Source organism: Tolypothrix campylonemoides VB511288_2, assembly GCF_045999855.1.
GTDB classification, from domain to species: domain Bacteria; phylum Cyanobacteriota; class Cyanobacteriia; order Cyanobacteriales; family Nostocaceae; genus Scytonema; species Scytonema bouteillei_A.
The window spans coordinates 266498-284483 of record NZ_JBFPMW010000015.1; the positions used below are offsets into that span (position 1 = coordinate 266498).

Annotated in this window: 22 protein-coding genes; 14 read left to right on the forward strand and 8 right to left on the reverse strand. The window is 42.9% G+C overall.

Translation table 11 applies throughout. The features are described from left to right. Positions 1-20: 20 nt before the first annotated feature. From AB0756_RS33975 to AB0756_RS33985, 3 genes are all read right to left on the reverse strand, one after another. Positions 21-1967: an N-acetylmuramoyl-L-alanine amidase gene (locus tag AB0756_RS33975; RefSeq protein WP_038109533.1), complete on the reverse strand. Its 1947-nt coding sequence runs from the start codon at positions 1965-1967 to the stop codon at positions 21-23. A gap of 679 nt (positions 1968-2646) precedes the next feature. Then, a complete protein-coding gene (locus AB0756_RS33980; protein WP_038081698.1) occupies positions 2647-4095 on the reverse strand; it encodes a cation:proton antiporter in 1449 nt (482 codons plus the stop codon). Positions 4096-4160: 65 nt separating this feature from the next. Continuing rightward, positions 4161-4592 carry an EVE domain-containing protein gene (locus AB0756_RS33985; protein ID WP_038081696.1) on the reverse strand — a complete coding sequence of 144 codons (432 nt, stop codon included), beginning with the start codon at positions 4590-4592 and terminating at the stop codon, positions 4161-4163. Positions 4593-4741: 149 nt separating this feature from the next. On the opposite strand from AB0756_RS33985, the gene AB0756_RS33990 reads away from it, so the two are divergent. Beyond that, the gene (locus AB0756_RS33990; protein ID WP_038081695.1) at positions 4742-5491 is read left to right on the forward strand and encodes an SIMPL domain-containing protein; all 750 of its coding nucleotides are present in this window, start codon (positions 4742-4744) and stop codon (positions 5489-5491) included. A 70-nt stretch (positions 5492-5561) separates the two neighbouring features. Here the strand turns inward: AB0756_RS33990 and AB0756_RS33995 are convergent, their stop codons facing one another. Next, entirely contained in the window at positions 5562-5924 is a 363-nt protein-coding gene (locus AB0756_RS33995; protein WP_038081694.1) for a single-stranded DNA-binding protein, read from the reverse strand. A 128-nt stretch (positions 5925-6052) separates the two neighbouring features. Between AB0756_RS33995 and AB0756_RS34000 the strand changes: the two genes are divergently transcribed. The 5 genes from AB0756_RS34000 to ribD all read left to right on the forward strand — a co-directional run bounded on the left by AB0756_RS34000 (position 6053) and on the right by ribD (position 10272). Next, positions 6053-6190, forward strand: a complete 138-nt coding sequence (locus AB0756_RS34000; protein WP_153021559.1) for a hypothetical protein — start codon at positions 6053-6055, stop codon at positions 6188-6190. Positions 6191-6294: 104 nt separating this feature from the next. Next, a complete protein-coding gene (locus AB0756_RS34005) occupies positions 6295-7302 on the forward strand; it encodes a rod shape-determining protein (protein ID WP_038081693.1) in 1008 nt (335 codons plus the stop codon). An 89-nt stretch (positions 7303-7391) separates the two neighbouring features. Continuing rightward, positions 7392-8204, forward strand: coding sequence for a rod shape-determining protein MreC (mreC, locus tag AB0756_RS34010; RefSeq protein WP_038081690.1), 813 nt, complete (start codon positions 7392-7394; stop codon positions 8202-8204). 2 nt (positions 8205-8206) lie between these two features. Continuing rightward, the gene (mreD, locus tag AB0756_RS34015) at positions 8207-8824 is read left to right on the forward strand and encodes a rod shape-determining protein MreD (protein ID WP_038081688.1); all 618 of its coding nucleotides are present in this window, start codon (positions 8207-8209) and stop codon (positions 8822-8824) included. 380 nt (positions 8825-9204) lie between these two features. Further along, a complete protein-coding gene (ribD, locus tag AB0756_RS34020) occupies positions 9205-10272 on the forward strand; it encodes a bifunctional diaminohydroxyphosphoribosylaminopyrimidine deaminase/5-amino-6-(5-phosphoribosylamino)uracil reductase RibD (RefSeq protein ID WP_408019911.1) in 1068 nt (355 codons plus the stop codon). Positions 10273-10323: 51 nt separating this feature from the next. Here ribD and AB0756_RS34025 read toward each other — a convergent pair whose 3' ends face one another. Next, the gene (locus AB0756_RS34025) at positions 10324-10542 is read right to left on the reverse strand and encodes a hypothetical protein (protein ID WP_038081683.1); all 219 of its coding nucleotides are present in this window, start codon (positions 10540-10542) and stop codon (positions 10324-10326) included. A gap of 260 nt (positions 10543-10802) precedes the next feature. Between AB0756_RS34025 and AB0756_RS34030 the strand changes: the two genes are divergently transcribed. The 6 genes from AB0756_RS34030 (at position 10803) to AB0756_RS34055 (ending at position 14392) form a co-directional block, all read left to right on the forward strand. Next, the gene (locus tag AB0756_RS34030) at positions 10803-11132 is read left to right on the forward strand and encodes a hypothetical protein (RefSeq protein WP_038081682.1); all 330 of its coding nucleotides are present in this window, start codon (positions 10803-10805) and stop codon (positions 11130-11132) included. 184 nt (positions 11133-11316) lie between these two features. Continuing rightward, on the forward strand, positions 11317-11664 hold the full coding sequence (locus tag AB0756_RS34035) for a YtxH domain-containing protein (protein ID WP_050045311.1): 348 nt from the start codon (positions 11317-11319) through the stop codon (positions 11662-11664). Between the two features lie 14 nt (positions 11665-11678). Beyond that, positions 11679-12152: a hypothetical protein gene (locus AB0756_RS34040; RefSeq protein ID WP_038081680.1), complete on the forward strand. Its 474-nt coding sequence runs from the start codon at positions 11679-11681 to the stop codon at positions 12150-12152. An 86-nt stretch (positions 12153-12238) separates the two neighbouring features. Then, positions 12239-12397 (forward strand): hypothetical protein, encoded by a 159-nt coding sequence (locus AB0756_RS34045; protein WP_167844731.1) that lies wholly within the window; start codon positions 12239-12241, stop codon positions 12395-12397. Positions 12398-12557: 160 nt separating this feature from the next. Next, complete coding sequence (locus AB0756_RS34050) at positions 12558-13367, forward strand: TPM domain-containing protein (protein WP_038081678.1); 810 nt, start codon at positions 12558-12560, stop codon at positions 13365-13367. A gap of 410 nt (positions 13368-13777) precedes the next feature. Then, positions 13778-14392, forward strand: a complete 615-nt coding sequence (locus AB0756_RS34055; protein WP_038081677.1) for a precorrin-8X methylmutase — start codon at positions 13778-13780, stop codon at positions 14390-14392. 74 nt (positions 14393-14466) lie between these two features. Here AB0756_RS34055 and AB0756_RS34060 read toward each other — a convergent pair whose 3' ends face one another. Together AB0756_RS34060 and dapB are read right to left on the reverse strand one after the other, a co-directional pair. Then, the gene (locus AB0756_RS34060; protein ID WP_038081675.1) at positions 14467-15153 is read right to left on the reverse strand and encodes a hypothetical protein; all 687 of its coding nucleotides are present in this window, start codon (positions 15151-15153) and stop codon (positions 14467-14469) included. Between the two features lie 21 nt (positions 15154-15174). Next, positions 15175-16005 (reverse strand): 4-hydroxy-tetrahydrodipicolinate reductase, encoded by an 831-nt coding sequence (gene dapB, locus AB0756_RS34065; RefSeq protein WP_038081674.1) that lies wholly within the window; start codon positions 16003-16005, stop codon positions 15175-15177. Positions 16006-16571: 566 nt separating this feature from the next. Between dapB and AB0756_RS34070 the strand changes: the two genes are divergently transcribed. Continuing rightward, entirely contained in the window at positions 16572-16880 is a 309-nt protein-coding gene (locus AB0756_RS34070) for a hypothetical protein (protein ID WP_082051612.1), read from the forward strand. Positions 16881-16994: 114 nt separating this feature from the next. Here the strand turns inward: AB0756_RS34070 and psaK are convergent, their stop codons facing one another. Beyond that, positions 16995-17258: a photosystem I reaction center subunit PsaK gene (gene psaK, locus AB0756_RS34075; RefSeq protein ID WP_038081672.1), complete on the reverse strand. Its 264-nt coding sequence runs from the start codon at positions 17256-17258 to the stop codon at positions 16995-16997. Between the two features lie 233 nt (positions 17259-17491). On the opposite strand from psaK, the gene AB0756_RS34080 reads away from it, so the two are divergent. Continuing rightward, on the forward strand, positions 17492-17914 hold the full coding sequence (locus AB0756_RS34080) for a SufE family protein (RefSeq protein WP_038081671.1): 423 nt from the start codon (positions 17492-17494) through the stop codon (positions 17912-17914). Positions 17915-17986: the final 72 nt, after the last annotated feature.

Consider the following 17986-nt stretch of genomic DNA (forward strand, 5'->3'; position numbering starts at 1 on the left):
TAGAGAGTTTCTAGATTCTGTTATCTCTGCCTGAGGTACTCAACAATACCATTAGCGATCGCCTCTGCCATTTGATTTTGGTACAACCGATTACCTAGCTTAGCAGCATCCTCACGACCGGTTAAATAACCAGTTTCCACAAGAATCGAAGGCATAGAACTTTTTCTAAGGACATAGAATCTTGCTTTCCGGACTCCTCGGTCTCTGACATTGACACTGCGGAGAATACTGTTGTGAACAACTTTAGCTAGACCTAAACCGCTATCGTAATAATATGTTTCCAAACCACTCACATCTGGACGACCGGCTCCTGCTGAGTTAGCATGGATACTAACAAACACATCAGCATTTACCTTTTCTGCCATGTCAACCCGTCCTTGGAGAGTTACAAAGTAGTCCGAATTTCGGGTCAATACTGCTTGTACGCCTTTTTGCTGCAACAGTTCTGCTATTCTCGAGCTGATGGGTAAAATAACGTCCTTCTCTTGAATCCCACCAATACCTAATGCTCCTGGATCTTGACCGCCATGTCCGGGGTCAACAACAATAATAACTTTTCCTTTGGGGACGCGAGGACTTTGAACGGGAGAGGGAATCGATCTCGGTGGTAGGGGTTGTGGGTTGGTGCGCGAGATAGGTGGTAAATTTACGGGAGGCAATACTGTACGGGTGCGTTCGAGTTCCAGAGATAGCTGTCGATCGTTGGAGCGATCGATCTGTCCAAATTGCACGCCTGATGCGGGTTGAACGAGTACAACCACTGTCCTTTGGTCTTGCTGTTGCAAGCGAACTCGCAAAATGGGGCTGCTAGCACTAAAGCTTGGACCTTTGACGGAAGGAGCTAACTTAGCATTGGGAATAGTAATTCGGTAGAAACCAGATGACCTATCCCAACCCGTGCTGGCGGATGATAAAGTCCGATCGCCTCTAATTAGCAGTTGCGTACCAACAACATCTACCGACTGAATTGTCGCAATGGAGTCGTTGCTTGATAGCGCTGGCAAAGGGATGGATTGACTCTCTCTTGGAGAAGTTAAGTTACTTGAATTATTTTCTCTCGAGGAGTTAGTCGCAAAACGATTGGGTAACAGTACCAAACCACTACTACTACCAACATTATTAGTAGTGACCCGCCAGTCCGGGCTATCTCGATCGACTCGTAAGGTCAATCTCACAGTTGGTCTGGTTGTTCGCAGTTGGTTAAATTCAATGCGGTTTATCCCATACTGGTTAGCTTTGGAATCCTGCTGTGAAAAATTTGACGCGAGGGTAGCGCTGGGGATATCAACAAAAATAGTAGAGCGATCGCGACTGCGAATAATTTGAAATTTGGGTATTTCTCCATTTGTACGGACAAATAAACCATCCCCTGTAACTTGCAAGCTCTGAATTTGAGTTGTAGCTTCAGGGATAGTCACAACCTGCTTTGAAAACTCTGGTTTGTTTTCTTGCGCGTCTACCGTGACAACGCTATAAACGTTATTCACAGATGAAGCGTTTCTAGGAGGTGAAACATTTCTTGAAGCTGCGATTTTAACTTCCTCGCTTTCGTTTGAGGTTCCTATTTGCTCAGTTTGCGGCGTTGGTAATTGTACTATCCAGCGACTGGCAGTTTTTCCCTCAAATTTCACTTGCTTTGGATCGAGAGTATAACCCGGACTCAATTCGACAACAACACGAGTTATTGCTTTATCAAATTGACCGATCCGAACAGAGCGAACAGCACCACCCACTGACTGAGTTAACTGCGGACGCCCAAATTCTATTCCTGGCAAATCGATAACCAAGCGCGTGGGGTTAAAAACTAGCTGCGCCTGAGGTTGAACAGCACCTTCGGTATTGATTTCCAATCTATTTTGATTGGCATCAAAACGCCAAGACTGTAACTTTGCTGCTTCCGCAGGCGCAGCCAGCATACATAATGAAGTAGTTACAAAGGTACCAGGTAGTAACCAGTGCATTTTCACAGTGTTTTCTCCTGATTCGCATTCATAGAGCCGATAAAATTTCAAAGTGTTGGCACATCCTCACACCATCACTGCCCACACCTTGGTTTTGATGCTCAAAGCATCAAATCCTTACTAGGAATTGGAATAGTGGCGTCGAATCTAGCATACCTATCCTATTTGCTATGCCGTTATGACATTAAAAAAGTCCATGTTTCTAAAGCACTCTTACTACACTAACTAATGAGATAACCAGCATTTTCAACAGCAGTCAATCCCTATAGGTAACACTTGAATCGACAAGGGATTATCGAGTTGTGTCATTTTTGGTATAAGATGCACCAACTGCCAACTGTTGGCTGCTATTTTCCAATGTGGTATTGACTTTTAAGTCCTACTGTATTAAAGGCAAGAAAATATCTAGGGTTGAACTAGAGAGCAGGAGATATGAAAGGACAAAAAAACATACCTAAAGCCAATTCTTTTTAGAAAAAACTTCTAAAAATTCCATCTCTGGAGACGTAAATTTGGAAATATAAGTTCCATTGCTGTGGGTGCTATATAAGAAACAGTCTTTACAAAGATCTAAGTACAGACACGGTGGTAAGAGCTTAAGGTTAGGGGTTGGGGATTAGGGAAAAAAGTACTTTCTACCTTGTCCCCCTTGTCTCCCTTATCCCTACTCCCCACTCCCTATTCCCTACTCCCTTTCATCTGGAGAAGAAACTTTAGCATCTGATGATCCAATTACAAGAGAATTGCTACCAGAACCGTCAAAAATTAAATTTTCTGTGTCGGCTGTTGTATGAGTTGGTTCTGGAAATACAAATCTTAACAGAGGTGGGGCTAAAAAGGTTGTCAGAATAACCATCATAATAATTGCTGCCTCTAAAGGTTTGGAGAGAACTCCGGTAGAGGAGCCAATACCAAGAAAAACCAATCCTACCTCACCTCTAGGGATCATTCCAACACCAATTGCCAAACGATTGATTTGAGGGATTCCAAAAACACTTAATCCCGTGGCTACTTTCCCAAGAATTGCAACAGTAATCAGGAAAATTGCCATGACTAAGCCCTCGCGATTGGCAGGAATAGCTGGGTTTAGCACTCCCAAATCGGTTCTTGCGCCAACGGTGACAAAGAAAATAGGGACTAATAAGTCAGCAACAGGTATGACTTGTTTTTGCAGTTGGACGCGCTCGTCGGTCTCATCTAAAACCAATCCAGCTGCAAAAGAACCTAAGATGGCTTCTAGCTGTATAACAGCCGCAAGGTATGCCATCACATAGGAAAAGGTGAATGCCGGTATAACTAATTCACCACGAGTTTTTAACTTTTTAGCGATCGCGACAAAAGTGTTACTAAAAACTTTACCCAGGACAATCGATCCTACAAGGAAAGAGGTAGCGCTAATCAGCAAGTAAACAACTTTGCCTAAATCCACCATGCCTTCTTTAGCAAGGCTTGCGACCACTGCCAGAACAATAATTCCCAAGACGTCATCAATAACAGCAGCACCCAAAATTATTTGTCCTTCTTTTGAATTGAGACGTCCCAATTCTGACAAGACTTTAGAAGTGATACCTATACTGGTAGCCGTGAGAGCCGCCCCAGCAAAAATTGCTGCTACAACTGGGATATTAAACAAAGCCATTAATCCTGCTGTACCAGCAGCAAAGGGTAAAACTACCCCCACAAATGCAACAACAGTAGCTTGTATCCCAACAGCCATCAAATCTTTGATGTTCGACTCCAAGCCAATTTCAAACAGAAGAACAATAACACCTAATTCTGAGAGTATGGTCAGAACTTCAGACTGTGCTGCAAACACAGCATCAACTGCATCTGGATTCAGACCAGCGGTGGTTTGGAGGAAAGTCATAATGAGAGAGCCAGAACTGTTTGCTCCCCCTTCAGGAAACACCAAAAGATGTAGCCCTGAAACACCAACGACTACGCCAGCCACAAGTTCACCCAAGACAGGGGGTAAACCTATGCGGTTGGATAATTCTCCACCAACTTTACTGGCAAGATAGATAACAACTAAACTGAGCAGCACGGCTGCTAGAACCATTGAACTATCTGCTGCTTCTGTTGCCGTTGCTAACAGAGGTAATGGGAATGAGAAGGTTGTTAGGCTTAACTGCATTGGTTACCAAAAAAAACCCTTCTCTTTAATTTACAAGTTTGTTGAGAGCAACTATCATTCATGGGTTAAGAAAAGGACTGAATTAACCGATCGATCTCTGCTAATTGTAGAAGGCGTTGCCAGTAAAACTCTGATACAGGCACTACAGATAATCGAGGAAGCCTCAACAAATCAAAGTTTTCAAAGTGGCTATCTTGTTTTATTTGAGATAAAGTCACTGGCTGCTTGACTTTTTGCACTGCTTTTAACTGCACAACCACTCGTTTGGCATCATCTAACTTCGGATCGGGATAGGGCTGGCTCACAACTTCTGCGATACCCACAACCTGTCGCTCTTTACCTGTATGGTAAATCAATGCCAAGTCACCAATATTCATTGTACGTAGATGCTTGAGAGCTAAAGCGTTGCTCACGCCATCCCAAACTCCTTCGCCATCTTTTTCTAGATTGCTATAGGAGTACTCTTCTGGTTCGGTTTTCAGCAACCAGTACGCCATCTTTTAGTTTCCAAAAACGTAACTACACTACTGTTTGATTTTTTCAATGCCAGATTAACAACATATTCTAACTGCAAGAGCGTTGACTTCTTAAACAAGTCTAAAATCTTGACTAACTGAATTTTCTCTAAATTTTTGAGGAGTGGACAATGAATACCATTACGTTTGGTTCTCGATTTCATTCAAGAAACCTCTGGAAAACTATACCCATAGCTTTGCTGTTATGTGTCAGTTTTGCCCAACCCACTTTGGCACAAGAGAAGCAAAGAATGCTGCGAACATTGACTGTTAGCGGTCGCGGTACGCAAGAGATTCCTACAACTCTATCTCAAATCACTTTAGGAGTGGAGGTGCAGGGGAAAACCGCACAGGAAGTTCAAAAAGAAGCAGCTCGCAGATCGTCAGATGTAGTAGAACTCTTGAAAAGCCGAAAAGTCGAGAAATTACAAACCACAGGCATTAGTCTTAACCCAGTGTACAGCTACAACAATAACGTACAGCGTCTAACTGGGTATACAGCTACTAATACTGTCAGTTTTCGTTTGCCGACCGAACGTGCTGGCACTTTATTGGATGAAGCTGTCAAAGCTGGGGCGACACAGATTAGTAGCATTAGTTTTATCGCCAGTGATGACGCGATCGCTATTGCCAGACAACAAGCCCTTAAAAAAGCGACCCAAGATGCACAACAGCAAGCGAGTGCTGTTTTGAGTGCGTTGGGATTTCAAGCCAAAGAAGTTGTTAGTATTGAAGTCAATGGGGCGGGTGTACCAACGCCACCACCAATACCGACAACGGAGCTAGCGGCAAGAGCAGTAGCTTTAAAAGATGCTTCCACTCCTGTAGTTGGCTCTGAGCAACAAGTGAAAGCATCTGTGACATTGCAAATTAGTTATTAATGCTAATGGCTAACGGCTAAGGGCTAATGGTTAATGGAACAATTAGCTATTAGCCATTAGCTATTAGCCATTAGCCAAAACTATCGGGATTGCTATCTATCCCGTCAGTTTCTACATCTTTCTTGGAACCGAGTAACTCTAGCCTGTCCACACGGATGATGGGTGAGGTTCGTTTGTTGCCGTTTTGGTCAACCCAAGAATCTAATCTGAGAGAACCTTTAACGGCAATTAAACTACCCTTTTTCACATAATCGGTGGCAACTCGTGCTTCGTTTCCCCAAAGTTCTAAGTTGAACCAATCGGGTTCATCACTTCTACTGGTGGGGCGTCTGACGGCTAGAGAAAATTGACACTTCATTTTCCCAGTCTCGAAACAAGTCAGCTTGGGGTCCATACCAGCGCGACCCACTAAAGTGACAACATTAACGCTCATAAGAGTTATCCTTCAGTACTGATGTACTTGTTACTTTTGACTTCCATAATAGCGAATTGTATTGCTAAAAAAGTAAAGTCAAATAAATAACAATTATAATTACTGAGATAACTGATAAGAAATATTCAGTGCAAACTACAAAAGCATACGGATACACATATGAAGCTAAAGAATATAAAACAGTAGAAGCATGGGGCTGGTTGAAGAATAAAAAAAAATATATGAAAAGATATTCTGCTTTACTAGACTCAGGGCAAAAAACGTAATAGAATCCAGCACGATTCTCTCTTACGGTTGTAGTAAAAAGTATTGGAATTAGGGGGCGTAGAGACGCGTGGGTCTTTTTAGTAAATTTTCCTTATCGCGGGATATGGGTATCGATCTCGGTACTGCCAACACCCTCGTATATGTATCAGGTAAAGGGATTGTTCTTCAAGAACCTTCTGTAGTCGCGATCGATCAAAACGAAAAAGTCGCCCTAGCAGTAGGAGAAGAAGCAAAAAAAATGCTCGGTCGGACACCAGGGAATGTTATTGCCTTGCGTCCTTTACGGGATGGTGTAATTGCTGACTTTGACACGGCTGAGCTGATGTTAAAAAGCTTTATTCAGCGAGTCAACGAAGGTAAATCCTTAGTCTTACCTCGTATAGTCATCGGTATTCCTAGTGGAGTCACAGGAGTAGAAAGACGAGCTGTTATGGACGCTGCTACTCAAGCAGGCGCACGAGAAGTTTACCTCATTGATGAGCCTGTGGCTGCAGCTATTGGAGCTGGGCTCCCTGTAGCAGAGCCAACTGGCAATATGATTATTGATATTGGTGGTGGGACAACAGAAGTCGCAGTCCTCAGTCTTCAAGGTACGGTACTTTCCGAATCAGTACGCATCGCTGGAGATGAACTGACGGAAGCAATCATGCAGTATATGAAGAAAGTTCATAACTTAGTGATTGGAGAACGAACTGCAGAAGACATAAAAATTCGCATTGGCTCGGCGTACCCCACTCACGATGATGATGACTCCATTATGGAAGTCAGAGGCTTGCACTTGCTTTCTGGTTTACCGCGAACCGTGACTATTAAAGGACCGGAAATTCGTGAAAGTATGTCTGAACCACTCTCAGTCATTATAGAAGCGGTGAAGCGAACTCTAGAACGGACACCTCCCGAATTAGCGGCAGATATTATCGACCGAGGGATTATGCTTGCTGGAGGAGGTGCTTTGCTGAAGGGATTGGATACCCTAATTAGTCATGAGACGGGTATAGTTACACACGTTGCTGCCGATCCATTAAGCTGTGTTGTGTTAGGAACAGGACGAGTGCTAGAAAACTTCAAACAATTGGAACGTGTGTTTAGTGGACGTTCTCGAAATATGTAAAATCAAGGATTTTCAGATATGGAGTTCTGTATTTATTATAGATATAGAATTCTATATCTTATGTAAAGTTACGGCTAAAGAAGGTTATTATGTTTACAGCACGTCGCTGGTGGGAGCGTAGAGGATTACAAATAGGTCTGTTAGGTATAGTCATCAGTGGTGCGTGGGTATTGAGACAAACCCAAGGTGCGCTCCTTATTGAAGTTTACGAGGGTATTACTCGCCCATTCCAAATGATGCAAACAGCATCCCCCCCAGAGGAACGTTTGGGAGACAGCCCTCGGGTATTAGAACTTCAAACCCGCATACAAGATTTAGAAAATCAAAATCAAAAATTAAAACAATTATTGAGCTATGTAGAAAAGCAGCCCCTATCAGCACGCCCAATTCCAGCCAGAGTTGTCGGGCGAGGTGCTGATAATTGGTGGCAGCAAGTTACCCTCAATCGCGGTGCGATCGCGGGAATTAAAGAAGGTTATGTTGTTAAAGCTGATGGCGGGTTAGTAGGTCTAGTAGAAAGTGTAACTCCCAATACCAGCCGCGTGCTGCTGATTAGCGATCTTAAGAGCCAAGTTGGGGTTACCGTTACCCGTACCGGTGCCAAAGGTGTATTGCGCGGCGACGCTTCGGCAGAAGCAGTGTTAGAGTTTTATGAAAAAGTGCCAAACGTCAAACCTGGAGATTTGGTTGCTACATCTACATACAGCCAAAAATTTCCCTCAGGTTTAGCTGTGGGCAAGGTGAAGTCGCTAGATTTGAAAAAACTCCCAGCATCAGTGGCCAAAGTGGAACTTTTCCCTCCAATACGTTCCTTAGATTGGGTAGCAGTCTACCCCAAGCCTGAAAACGTAGAGCCAGAAAAACCCACTTCAGAAAATACACAGTTAGAAAAATCTAATTAAAGATGCAATTTATACAACTTAATGGTAGCAAGCAGAAAAAACCAAAACCAAAAAAGCGACAATCCAGAGTAAAGATTAGCCCCTTGTCTCGCTGGAATCCCTTTCTACGCCAAGTGATTGATTGGGGAATTACAGCCGGATCTGCCTTCTTATGCTTAATGATCCTTCCTACCCGTTTTCCGGGTATGGAATTGTTAGGTATTGGACCAAATTGGACCGTGATTTGGGTAGTAGCCTGGAGTGTAAAGCGTACAACCTTTCAAGGAATCTGTGCTGGGATAATTTTAGGGTTTCTACAAGACGCTATGACTTCACCAGACCCAACTCACGCTATAAGTTTGGGAATTGTGGGGGGGCTTACGGGAATGCTTCAAAAACAACGTTTTATTCAAGAAGATTTTATTTCTATTGCCTTAATTGTATTTGGTATGGCAGTTCTTGCAGAAACAATTTTTGCGTCCCAGTTGACTTTAATGGGTAACGCAGTTGCGGCAGATATCTGGGCCTATTTCCAGAAAGTTGCCCTTGCTTCTGCTATTCTCAGTAGTCTGTGGGCACCTGTTGTTTATTTTCCTTTGAATCGCTGGTGGCAAAACTTCAAGCTGGCAGAACAGTCTTGAAAATGGTTAATTTTTGGTGGTTAGTAGCGATCTCATAACAACTAACGACTAATAACTAACCAATAGCGGAGTGTGAGTGTTTTGAGTATATATGCTCAAATAGGAGTGAAGCGCTATCAGAAACCCGGTTTCTTTAAGAAGCCGGGTTTCTGTTTGTCGATCGCCAAGAGTGATTTCCTGAAGTCGCCTGCACCACTAACTTTTTCTATGGCTCTAAGGTAACCTGTTGGAATGGAATTGTTATAAAGTTATTAGGTATGAATAACTCCCCATTGCTTCCCCAACAGGACACTTTATATGTTAATGAAGCTCAAGTCTTGTCAGAACTTGGAAAAAATTCACAGGTGGTGCCAATCGCCGGAACTGATTTTGACCGGGCTATGATGCAGCGGTGTTTGGAATTAGCTCGCCGTGCTGTAGGACGAACTTCTCCAAACCCCATGGTAGGAGCAGTTATTGTTAAAGATGGGAAGATTGTGGGGGAAGGATTTCATCCCCGTGCTGGTGAACCCCATGCAGAAGTTTTTGCTTTAAAAGCAGCTGGTGCTGATGCTCGTGGTGCGACTATTTACGTCAGTCTTGAACCGTGCAATCACTACGGACGGACTCCCCCGTGCTCGGAAGCGTTGGTTGCTGCTGGGGTGTCTAAAGTAGTGGTGGGTATGGTCGATCCCAACCCACTTGTAGCAGGCGGTGGTATTGCTCGCTTGCGTGCTGCAGGTATAGAAGTTGTGGTCGGAGTTGAGGAGGAAGCTTGTAAGAAACTGAATGAGGGATTTGTCCATCGCATTCTCTACAAACGACCTTTTGGGATTTTGAAATATGCTATGACCTTAGACGGTAAAATCGCCACTTCTACCGGTCACAGTGCTTGGATCACAAATGAAGCCGCTCGCCATCAAGTTCATCAAGTAAGATCGGCTTGCGATGCAGTCATTGTTGGTGGCAATACAGTTAGACACGACAACCCCCATCTCACCAGCCACCAAGAAGGAGCGCACAATCCTCTGCGTATTGTGATGAGTCGCAGTCTTGAATTACCTGAAAAAGCTCATTTGTGGCAAACTTCAGAAGCTCCCACTTTGGTTTTAACAGAACAGGGCGCTAACCCTGGCTTTCAAGAACTGTTACGTAAGCTTGGGGTGGAAGTGGTGGAATTAACACCACTCACACCTACTCGGGCAATGGCTTACTTGTACGAACGGGGTTTTTGCAGCGTCCTTTGGGAGTGCGGCGGTGTCTTGGCTGCTAGTGCGATCGCCCAAGGAGCCGTGCAAAAAGTTCTTGCCTTTATTGCTCCTAAAATCATCGGTGGGGACAGTGCCCCTACACCTGTGGGCGATCTTGGTTTTAACACCATGACCGAAGCGTTGTCTTTAGAACGTGTAGAGATGCGAGTTGTCGGTTCTGATTGTGTAGTGGAGGGTTATTTGCCTACTCGTCATTAGCGATCGCTCATCGAGCGTTTGTCATGAACCATAACTTTTGACAGTTGACTTTTAAGAGTACTGACGTTCTTGAGCCATATCCCGAATCAAGGTTAAACGAGATTTGATATAGTCGCTCAAAAAATCGGTTTCATGATGGTCTAATAGAGCCTGGGTCTTGGTTTGCTTTACTAACCATTGCACTAAGGTGGCATCATCGAGTTGTAAAAGCGTCTTGGTTTGGGCAGTTTCTACTACCGACCAAAGCTGACGCATAATCATAGGAGTCATTCGACCTCCATTTAAACATTAGCCTAGCTGTTTTCAGAATACACAATTCCGGCGATGGCTTCCGGTATGAATGTACAACATGACACAAGTGTTATTGAAAATTTAATATATCGAGTTATAAGTTGATAATGGTTAATAATATAGAATTTTCATAAATATTTTAGCCAGTATCAGAGAAAAAATAATTTTTTTGGATAACTCTAAATTATATCGCTTTTAGCGTTAATAAAACAGCTACTAAGGGTGCAAAAAGATAATATATGGTCGCAGTTGTTGTCATCATTAATATACTCATATCTCTGATACTTTTTTACGTGGCTTGGCGGGTTTGGCTGCTGAAACAGCGACTCGCAAATATTGCGGATATTTTAAGTGCTGCACAACGCAGTACTCATGCTGTATTACACAAAGCCCCTACAGCAATTTACGTAGGTCAGAGAAATATCCATAACTTGCGTCAAGGAAACCAGCCAAAACAATTACAAATTCAACGGGTGAGGCAAATTTTTAGCCTACTTGCTTTCGGGCAGAAAATTGGACATCGTTACTTTTTTAAACTCAAACCAATAACACTGAAAAAGAAAATTTGAAAATCTAGCATTTTCAGATTCTGGAAATTTCAGTAAAATTATCACTATAGATAGTTACTTAAAGAACACAAAGCTAGTAATAGCAACTTTTTAGTTTCAGGGATTGTCAACGTAAATATTAAAGTTGGGAATTCGCAAAGTGTGGAAACCCACATAGAATGTGTATAAGGAGAAAAAAAAGAAAATGTCTAACAACCGTTCAGGATTATTTATCGGTGGATTAATGTTAGGATCTGCCATTGGTACCCTAACCGGATTACTCTTGGCTCCCCGCACAGGGCGCGAAACGCGTCAATTATTAAAAAAATCTGCCAGTGCTCTACCAGAATTAGCAGAAGATATCTCAACGAGTGTTCAGATGCAAGCAGACCGCCTATCTGCAAGCGCACGTACCAATTGGGATGAAACACTAGATCGATTGCGAGATGCGCTTGCAGCTGGTATAGATGCCAGTCAGAGGGAAAGCCAAGTCTTAAAGCGGCAAAACACAGAGCAAAACTCAGATCCTGTTACACAACACTTAGATAGCTAGTAAACGATACCAAAGTGATCGATCCCCTTTTTTGGCTGGGACTGTCTATACTTCTAGTTGCCGCTAGCCTCACTGCGGTTTTGGTAGCGGCTCTACCCGCATTGCTAGAAGTAGCTCGGGCAGCCCGGAGTGCAGAAAAATTATTTGATACCCTTTCAAGAGAGTTACCACCAACTCTAGAAGCCATTCGTCTGACTAGCTTAGAAATCACCGATTTAACCGACGATGTCAGTGAAGGAGTAAAAAGCGCCGGTCAAGTTGTCAAGCAAGTCGATCAAAGTCTGGATAACGCCAAGCAACAAGCGCAAAATGTTCAAGCTAGCACTCGCAGTATTATGGTTGGGATGAAAGCAGCTTGGAAAACCTTTACACGTCCAAAATCTTCAAGAAGAACTGTCGATCGCCTACCTCAATCTCAGAAAGCGCCACTGTCATTGCGAGAACGAGAAGCAATCAGACAAGAGAATCGACGCATCAGTGACCAGTAATTAGTAACGAGCGATCGGTAATTCATTAATTTCTACATATAACTTAATATTTAGGGATTGAACGGTGTCAATAATAACGGGTCACCATGATTCTGTGGCTTTTCGCTCTGTACCTAAGCGCTCATTTAGTCAAGAAAATGCGCCAAATGACGAAGCAGGCAAAAGATACATATGCCAATACAGTTAACCAATCTTGCCAGCTACCGGAAAGTGCCATAACAATCAAGTCATTAATTCTCAGTTAATAATACCCAGTTATCGGTCGATGTTCGCCGATTACTAGTCTATTTGATTTAGGGTGTTAGATTAGATTAAAGTTAAAAAGTGTAAAGAAGTATCACTTTTCCCGTACTCTTTTAAAACAACTTGTTCACTGTTACTGGATATAACCGTATAAAAAAGCTTATGCAGCATAGTGTTTGGCGGCGGTTTTTGGCATTTGCGGCAGTATTGTTTTTAGCCGGATCGATTTGGATAGCGCATTCTCCCAACGCATACGCTTATGACAATCCCGAGTTACTACCGGATACCCCAACCCCAGTCGTAGACTTAGCTAAATCGCTCAACAGCATTCAAGAAGAGAAGCTTGTCAAAGACTTAGACAAATTTGAAGCCGACACGGGTTGGAAACTGCGAGTGTTAACACAGTACGATCGCACCCCAGGTCGTGCAGTCATCAACTTTTGGGGCTTAGACGATAAAAGCGTTTTACTTGTTGCTGACTCCCGTGGCGGAAATATTTTGAGCTTTAGTGTTGGTGACGCAGTTTATGAATTACTACCACGTACTTTTTGGATAGAATTGCAGACCCGCTTTGGAAACCTGTACTTTGTGAGAGAACAAGGCGAAGACCAAGCTATTCTTCAAGCGATGGAGACCGTGAAAACTTGCTTGGTGCAAGGAGGTTGTGGCGTTGTTCCGGGATTACCGCGAGAGCAGTGGATTCTCACTTTAATTACTTCTACCATTGGAGGTATTATCTGTGGGTTCGCCGCTCAGCCTCGACGTGAAGGAGAGATCATTGCTTGGCAGTGGGCTTTAATTTTCTCACCTTTGTGGGGCATTTTATTTCTTGCCTTTGGTATCGGACCGGTTGTCACCAGAACAAGCGATTGGTTACCCGTGATTCGTAACATTGCAGGGTTTTTCATCGGCGCTTTGGTGGCTTACTTGTCTCTAGTTTTCAGTCGTTCTTCTCCCAGTGCTGAGTCTTAGTTAAAAAATACAGACATTGAAAAACCCGCGCAGGCGGGTTTCGCCTGTATAGCCGTGATTTCCAATCACTTGGTATCAAACCGAAAACAGAAGGATAATGTGAAGGATACCCCAAGATACCAACGGGGGCTTTGGGGTCTCCACGAAGTGGGGTTGGGGGGAAACCTCTTCCGGGTATGTCCTTACGGACACGCTACGCGTTGCTGTACCTCCTACACAGACGCTACGCGTTGCCCATATGCCCGCAAGGGCTATACACCAATCGCTAGGGCGTGGGAAACCCTCGTCCTTTGCCTCGATTCACCGCACGGCACTTCTCTCCGTACCACAGGATTTGTATTCAATCAAAATCATATGAATCACGAATAAAAGCTGCTAAGCTGTTAGCTAAAAGCTGACTGCTGATAGCTATGGAATGGCATATAACTGACGCTCAAAGTTTGGCAATCATCGACTCAGAAATGGGGGAGCATATATTTTCACCCGCAGAGTACGAACTTGTCCGTCGGGTGGTTTTCGCTACAGCAGACTTTGAGTATAAATCTTTAATTCGCTTTTCTGAACGTGCTTTGCAGGCTGCAGCCGCCGCACTAGCAGCACGCACGACAATTGTAGTAGATGTTCAAATGGTGCAAGTCGGTATTATTCAAGCCATTCAAACGACCTTTGCCAATCCCGTGTATTGCAGTATGGACTTCTACACTCATCCTCAAAAAGAAAAAACTCGCGCTGCGTCGGGGATGGAGACTCTAGCCAAGCGATACCCAGAGGGAATATTTGTAGTCGGTCAATCTCAAACTGCCCTGATAACACTTGTCGATCTCATTGAATCTGAGGAAATCAGACCAGCTTTGATCGTTGCTACACCCGCCGGATTTTTAGATGTGGATGTTGCAAAAGAACGTTTGCGAGAATCTTTAGTTCCCAACATCACAATTGACAGCCGTAAGGGAAATGCTGTTGTAGCAGTTGCTACAGTTGATGGACTCGTAGACTTAGCTTGGCAAGCTTATGGGAAATTATGAATTAAGAATTATGAATTATGAAACGAGTGAGTATCTTTTTCATAATTCATCATTCATAATTCATAATTCTTACATCATTCATAATTCTTACGGCGGCGGCGCGGTCTGTCTGAATATTTATCGCGCAAGCGGCGACTGACTTCGCTAAAAAAGTCCCTTCGTATGAGGGGATAATCGCTAACCCATATATCACGACTGGGAATGTAAATGTCGGAAATTTCTTCAATTCTGCTCAAATCCGGTTTATTTGATGCAACTACCATTTCTACCAATTGATTTCGAGCTATAACTTTGTAAGAAACTCGTAATGGTGCTTTGTATTCAGCAGTGAATCCCGATTCATCACCGACTTCTATGTTAATTCGTTTTTCTCGGTTTTCTATAATAACTAAATCACCTTTGTTATCCACAGTTTCTTGTTTACCGAGCACCTCTTCTGTAATCCAGAAATCCAGAATCCGTCCCTGGAAAAATCCACTATATTTATAACGGCGATATTTTGCATTCCGCATACTTGCCCAAAATACAGGTGCCCACAGCCAATAAAGAGCGCCAATCAGCCCTATGAGAAATAGTATGGGAGTTAATTCACTCACTCCAAAAAGGACTCTTATCAGTAAAACAACAGCTGCTGCTACTACAGAAATAAGCAGCCGTTGTAAAAATTCTGGAAATTTTCCCCAGTAATACTTGTACTGCGGACCTGTAGCAATGAGAGGAACAAGTTGTTCAAATTTCTGGCGGGTCAGTGGGACTATCATGCGTGATTCTGGATTTGAGATTTATAAAATTTTTTCTAATCCATATACTAACGACTTTAACTGCAAGACTTTGCGAATTGCTAGTAGTACTCCCGGCATATAACAAGCGCGATCGCTAGTATCGTGTCTGAGGGTATATATTTGACCTGCTGCGCCAAAAATCACTTCCTGGTGAGCTATTAACCCCGGTAACCTAACGCTGTGGATTCTAATACCTTCTCCACCTTGACTTCCCCTTGCTCCTGGTAATTTCTCTGTTTCTTCCACAAGAGGTGTGTTAAATTCTTTACCCATTTCCGCCAGCAATTGAGCCGTTTGAATTGCCGTACCGCTCGGCGCATCTGCTTTTTGATTGTGATGCAGTTCTATAATTTCAACATGATCGAAATAGTGGGATGCAGTGACTGCAGCTTGTTGTAGCAGTACCATTCCAATAGAAAAGTTGGGAATAATCAGACAGCCAGTACTGGCTTTATCCGCAAATTCTGCTAACTCACTAATTTGTTCTTGAGTTAGCCCGGTGGTTCCAACGACAGGACGAACACCATAAGCGATCGCACTGCGTATATTATCATAAACCGATTTGGGATGAGTAAAATCTACCATCACTCCTGGCTGTTTTTCCTGTGCTGCAAATGCCAGCATGGGTTCGAGTTGATTGGTGATGGGAATTTCCAAAGGTTCTGTTAAACCTGCAAGTTCACCTGCGTCTTTACCTTGAAGTTCCACACTGGTATCAATAGCACCTACAAGATTCATATCGGATGCTTGTGCTACTGCTTTAACGACCTCACGACCCATTTTGCCGCCAGCACCAATAACAACGACTGGAATAGGAGATTGATTTGACATAGTTTTCAGTATGCTTCTTATATCATCTAATGAGTAGCTATTTTATCAGCTTGCTATATATCGAAGATTATAATTCCTACTCAATTAGACCAATACTTTAGGAACTTAGTTAATGTAGAGTGGGTCAATGCCTTAAACTCTCAGTTCCAACAACTGTATCTTTCACTATTAATTGGTTGAATGTGCATGCGCTTACCTGTTAAGCTAAAGACAAACTGACATTATAGAAAGTCAACTCAAAAGTAAAGTTCAGTAAAAACACAGAGGTATTGCAATTGTTCATTTCAGGTGTGTCTTCCTCTGTTTTAAATTCTTTTCAATTTTTCTGAATTTATGCTATGGACGTGGGAAATTGCCTCTGCTAAAATGATGCCTACTCTATTAGTGCTATCTATAATCGGTTGGAGAACTTTGCACAAAAAATACTGAAACAATCATATTAATGTGAAAAGATTAATGCCAGACCGTATATAGTGACTTACATTTTTCAGTAAATGAACAAGAAATTTGCCCTTACATTACTTTCCAGTCCCGTACTGTTTTCATCTGTCCTGTCATTGGTCATGATGACCCAGCCAGCTAGAGCAAGTGAAACAGTGAATTCTACAGGAACTCAAACTTCCTGTGTCAAAAATCCTCATGCACCAACTCCTAAGTTGGTCTGTATGAAGGTTAGCAAAGTTGCTCAGGCTCCATCTACTCGTTCTTCTGTAGAATTTGCTGCGTCTGGAGGAGAACAAAACCAACAGAACCCATCTGCTGAGTTTAACTTCACAGAGGAAGAAAGCGATACAGCAGTTGCTATGTTTGGCTGCGATTGTCCGGCATGTATCAATGCTGTCCGTCAAATGAGAGGTTTGCCTCCTGCTGTGTAGGTTGGAAAACGAACCATCATTTCTCAGTCGCGTCCCCATAAGTGACAGTTTAAAACCCCACTTCTCCAAGAAGTGGGGTTTTAAACTGCAAATCAAAACTAACGTTGCAAACGACTAGAGCCTACCAAGATTGTGCAATCCTAAGATAATACCAGCGCCTAAGATATGACCGAAGGCAGTTGTTGCTAACAGCCCAGGTATACCAAAACCACCAAAGAAATTAGATGCGGGTAGTTGGGGCTCTGCATTAGGGTATTTAATGCTGGATTTACCAAACGCGATCGCTGCAATGTTACTGATAATCATGATTATCCCAACAGTGGGACTCCATACCAAAGGTGTTGTAGCGACAGTAGCTAGTAAAGTAGACGTCAACACTTGGCTTTCTCCTTACTATTATTGATGAATGATTAAAACTCCCATGTGAATTAATTATCAAGAAAATCTATCCTAAGTTTGATTTTGCATAATTTTTTTACATTTATTGTCATTGCTTAATGTGAACATGGGTGATAAGTAGGAGCGTAACGCCTTACGCTCGTAAATGGTGAGTGGCGTCTCAGATAATCTAAACTCGATGTAATATCGCTCGTTATGTCTTGTCTCGTGTTATGTCCTCGACTCTCGATTCCTTACCGCCCAATCTTGCTAAAATCGTACAGCGCTTTCAAAGGTCTTCTGACCAAAAGCGTCGTTACGAGCAGCTCATTTGGTATGGTCAGAAACTGAGCGAACTTCCAGAATCTGATAAAATACCAGAAAACAAAGTCCCTGGATGCGTTTCTCAAGTGTACGTCACTGCCAAACAGGAAGACGGGAAAGTTGTCTTCCAAGGTGATTCTGATTCTCAATTAACAAAAGGCTTGGTAGGGCTTTTAATTGAAGGGTTAAATGGTCTCACTCCTAGTGAAATTGTGCAACTGACTCCAGATTTTATTCAAGAAACAGGTTTAAACGTTAGTTTGACACCTTCTCGTGCTAACGGATTTTACAATATTTTTAAAACAATGCAAAAAAAAGCGTTGGAGTGTTAGTTAATGGCTAATGGCTGATGGCTAATGGCTAATGGCTAATTGCTAATTGCTAATGGCTAATTGCTAATGGCT